4 protein-coding genes and 1 pseudogene are annotated in these 4544 nt (G+C 49.8%); 3 read left to right on the forward strand and 2 right to left on the reverse strand.

Features of this window, described 5'->3' with window-relative positions:
* A partial coding sequence (locus NZ772_02470; GenBank protein ID MCS6812426.1) for an LD-carboxypeptidase occupies positions 1-294 on the reverse strand: 294 nt, incomplete at its 3' end.
* Between the two features lie 545 nt (positions 295-839).
* On the opposite strand from NZ772_02470, the gene NZ772_02475 reads away from it, so the two are divergent.
* Positions 840-1619: an RNA polymerase sigma factor SigF gene (locus NZ772_02475; GenBank protein ID MCS6812427.1), complete on the forward strand. Its 780-nt coding sequence runs from the start codon at positions 840-842 to the stop codon at positions 1617-1619.
* A gap of 12 nt (positions 1620-1631) precedes the next feature.
* Positions 1632-2627 (forward strand): hypothetical protein, encoded by a 996-nt coding sequence (locus NZ772_02480; protein ID MCS6812428.1) that lies wholly within the window; start codon positions 1632-1634, stop codon positions 2625-2627.
* Here NZ772_02480 and NZ772_02485 read toward each other — a convergent pair.
* Positions 2619-3707 (reverse strand): ATP-dependent 6-phosphofructokinase, encoded by a 1089-nt coding sequence (locus NZ772_02485; GenBank protein ID MCS6812429.1) that lies wholly within the window; start codon positions 3705-3707, stop codon positions 2619-2621. The genes NZ772_02480 and NZ772_02485 overlap by 9 nt on opposite strands.
* A 632-nt stretch (positions 3708-4339) precedes the next feature.
* On the opposite strand from NZ772_02485, the pseudogene NZ772_02490 reads away from it, so the two are divergent.
* Positions 4340-4544: pseudogene (locus NZ772_02490) on the forward strand (SAM-dependent methyltransferase).

Below are 4544 nucleotides of genomic sequence, written 5' to 3' on the forward strand. Positions count from 1 at the left end.
CCTTGCGCAAAGAATGGCTCGACAATCAGGGTCTTGCAAGGCTGCATAGAGTTGCTCTAGGCGTTGCTGGTCTGTGCCAGCGAAATACCCCCATCGGCGGTCAAGAGTAGCTGGCACCTCAACTCGATAGCCGCGCTGTTGCCAAACGGCTATGCCGCGCTCTATAGCAACTCGATTAACCACTGTGCCACTGGTTGCAATCACGCATAGACGATCGCCTGCTTGCAATCGCCGAGGCAGGCCATATTGATGAGTTTGTGTCGAGGCTTGCTCCATAACATTACTTGATGACAATCGCGCAACAATCCTGGCATCACGACTGCGTGAAATCTTGCGTAGAATCTAATGATTTTGCGGAAAAGAGTCCGTAAAAATCCAGATGTAACTGGCATTACAGCGGCCTATGATTTTAGCATCGATTTAGAGCTTGTTTGATTCTACAATGCTGTCTGATTGGGAGGTTGAAACGTTTACTAGCACTGCTGAAAGACAAAGTAGCTAGACAATTGTTCTAGTGAATACCTCGGCGTAGTAAGCGATGTGAGCGTGAGGGTTAATGCTCCTGGTTTTCCTGATTACAGTTGGCTAAAGCCATCTACATGACAGCTTAAGTATTGTAGAATCCGAAGCCATCAAGGTGTTTAAGTCGCTAACAGGGTGGGCATTACAAACCAACGGTGCATCTCGTTGTGATCTTTATCAAGGACAACCTTTCCAAACTTCCGCTATGATGATTGGCGAATTGGGGAACTTGACGCGGTTGAACTTGAACATGCTTGAAGTTGAACGTGGAATAGCTATCGTCGCTTGCACTCTGCCCTTACGTTGACATTTGACCTATGTCCATATCAGTTGCACGTGAATTAAAAGGTGAAAGTTTGCAGCTTTTACAAGATTATTATCGATCGCCCTGCCCACAGCTCCGCAACCAATTGGTGGAAATGAATATGGGTTTGGTGCGTCGAGAGGCTCACCATTGGGCTAACCAATGTGGTGAATGCTATGAGGATTTACTGCAAGTTGGCAGCATTGGGTTAATTCGAGCGATCGAACGGTTTGATATTACCAAAGGTCATGCGTTTAGTTCATTCGCCGTGCCCTACATTCGAGGAGAAATTCAGCATTATTTGCGAGACAAAGGTTCCTCAGTAAAAATTCCTCGTCGTTGGGCTGCTCTTCAGCGGCAAGCTGCTAGCATTATCCAAACATTGCAAGCTCAACTGAATCGCTACCCCACTGATGCTGAGATTGCATCTGCGCTAGATATTTCAGTTCAGGAGTGGCAGGATATTGTTCTGGCTTGCCGCAACCGTGTGCCCTTGAGCTTGGATGCACCCGTGCGTGATGACGGTGAGGATGGAAGTAACTCCTTAGGTGAGCTAGTTCCCGATGGACGCTACCGAAGCTTTCAACTTGCTCAAGAAGATCAAATTCGGCTGCAACAGGCATTGATTCAACTTGAAAAGCGCACTCGCCAAGTTCTGGAGTTTGTGTTTTTGTATGACCTTACTCAAAAGGAAACAGCGGAGCGGCTGGGCATTAGTGCGGTGACGGTGTCTCGCCAAGTTAAGAAGGGCTTGACCCTGCTAAGAAAAATGATGTCGGGTTTTGAAGGGTAGCCGGAGGAGCGTATGGCTCAACTCCCACTCGTAGAAATGGCCCGGCAGGGAGATGAGTGGGCGATCGCGACGCTACTCAACCAACGACTGAAAGCAGCGGGGTATACTGCACGGGTGAGGTTAGAAAATACCTGCCTGCAGGTGATAGTGGAATCGCTGGAGCCACCTAGTCAACGTTCTGCTGTAGCTCTTGTGGGCAATGTGCTCCAACGCCTATCTATAGCCTGGGCAGAAACGATCGTGATTTCAGGCAAGGCCACGACGGTTCAGGCCCCTGTTTGGCAAGAGACCCTCAGCTTTTCACCATTAGCTTCTCAGGCTGTTCACTCTTCATCTGCGTCGTTTGACAACTATTCACCTCCTCATCAGGCGAGCCATCGGGCAATGCACCATTCACCATCACTGACTCAATCGCTATCACCACCAGAGCGATTACGTCTAACTATGCCCCACACCTCTACCGACTTCCTCAAGTTGGGATTCATGGGCTTTTTGACAGTGTATGCGATCGCTGGTCTCACAGCAGAAGACTACAGTGGTGCCTTTACGTTTCTGCACGGGGTAGACCTGATTATTCACGAAGCAGGCCACGTTGTATTCAGCATTGGTCGCATTTTTGGCGAAACCTTCCTAGGGGAATTGATTTACTTTGCCGGAGGGTCACTATTACAAATCATAGTGCCCGCTGCGATTGTGGGTAACTTTTTGCTGTCTGCTCAATACTATGCAGCCGCTGTAGCCCTCTATTGGCTAGCCCAAAATTTCACCGATGTTGCCATCTACATTAAGGATGCCAGCGCCATGGAGTTGCCATTGTTAGCTGAGGGTTTAATTCATGACTGGAACTACATTTTAGGCTCTCTAAATCTGTTGAATTGGGATCAGGCGATCGGTGGCGTTGTGCATTTCATTGGGGTTCTGTTATTTATTACTGCTATCTCATTTGGAGTCTTTTGCGTGATTGGCCAACGGTTTCTCTATCCCCAAACCTCCGCTCGCTTACAGTGAATCTCCGAGGTAGATGCCTAGCCCCCGTGCTGTCTGCACCAGCGTGCCGTTGGGGTCAACAGCGCTATAGTGGGCGATCGCATCAATAATCGGCACATGGACAACTCGGCGTTCTTGCCAACTGACCATGTAGTCATACTTACCTTCGGCAATCAAATCGACTGCTGCTACCCCAAAGGCCGAGGCAATGACTCGATCCAAGGGGGATGGGGTTCCGCCTCGCTGCACATGCCCCAAGGTCGTCACTCGAACATCAGCACTGGTACATTCGGTGATTTGGTCAGCGAGATACTGCCCAATGCCACCGAGACGAGCTTCCCCATGGCGATTCACCTGCTTCACTTGTTGACCATCTTCAGTGCAGACCGCCTCTGCCACCACAATCAGGCAAGAGTTGCGTCCCATCTCATGCAACCGCTGGATAGAGCGACAAACATTGGCGATCGTATAAGGAATTTCAGGAATGAGGATGATATCGGCACCGCCAGCAATGCCCGCACTAATAGCAATGTGCCCGGCATCGCGTCCCATGACTTCTAAAATCATCACGCGGGAATGGCTGGCCGCTGTGAAATGTAGGCGATCGAGAGCTTCTGTAGCAATATTGACGGCTGTGTCTGCGCCAATACAGTGTTCGGTAATCCCCAAATCATTGTCGATCGTTTTGGGTACAGCCACTAAGTTAATGCCACCTCGCTGCGCTAATTTGCGTAAAATTGCGAGGCTGCCATCGCCACCAATGCCAATGAGAGCATCCAGGCCCAGCAGACGATACCCTTCAATAATGTCGTAGGAGCGATCAACGACTCGCCCATCTGCTGTACTAAACGCAAAGGGGTCACCTTTGTTGGTAGTGCCCAGAATTGTGCCGCCCATGGTCAATAGGGAATGGGTGTTTTCAACCGTCAGGGGCAAAATTTCTGGAGGGCGCTGCAACAGACCATGGGTAGCCCGACAAATGCCGATCACTTCCCAACCATAGTGCAAGATGGCATGGCAGGTCACAGCCCGAATGACAGCATTTAGCCCAGCGCAGTCACCACCACTGGTGAGAATGCCAATACGTTTATGTTTGCCCATAGCTCTTACTGTCAATGTGCGATCGTGAAATGGGTAGCACTAAACTGACTCAAAGCTTTGGACATAGGGGTTGACAGCAACGATACTGCCCCACTACTGCTCGTCTAGAACTACCACTTGACTCCGAAGGATGCCTAGGGAGGAACTATACCTTCATTCAAGTTTCAGAGATTACCGGAAAAGGGGACGCTTCTCACCGTTGGTTAATGAATTGCTACGATACACCTGCAAATTTGCCTGTAGCTACAGCAATTAGCCAGGGTTAACAGTTATGGTCATCCGTGTTGTCAATACCTTAGCCCTATCTCAGCCCTACCTATCTCAGCCCTAGTAGCGTTGGGGTTTCTTCAGCAGCTATGGTGGTGATGCGGGTGAATCCCCAAGGTCAACTAGAGCTGGTTGGTCAACTAACCGCCCTCTAGGAGGTAGTTGAGGTTAGTGCACTATTGAGTTGGGTTGGCTGACTAGACTGTGGGTTTGGGTTTCTCGATCGCCGTCAGGTCGGGGTCAAGTCAGGATATAGTCAGAGTTAGCTATACAACATTTGAGCAACTGCGGTAAATCTATTTATGACTGTGACGGCAAACCCTGCACCTCGACTTGCATCTCACGTGGTTAACGGACTGTTAGCCATTAAGCCTTTAGCCAACCTAGCCAAGCACCAAGCCCGTGCCATGATGATTAAGCGGGCAGCAACGATCGGTGTTGATTGGCACCAGGAGGTAGCCGCGTTGCGATCGCGGGGCAGTGATATAGCTTTTTCCCCTGAATGGGAAAGGGATCTAGCAACTATCCAGACTCCTAGCTTCGTCTATCCTGACTACTATCTGCGCTCGT

The sequence above is a fragment of the Cyanobacteriota bacterium genome (assembly GCA_025054735.1).
Lineage (GTDB): Bacteria > Cyanobacteriota > Cyanobacteriia > SKYG9 > SKYG9 > SKYG9.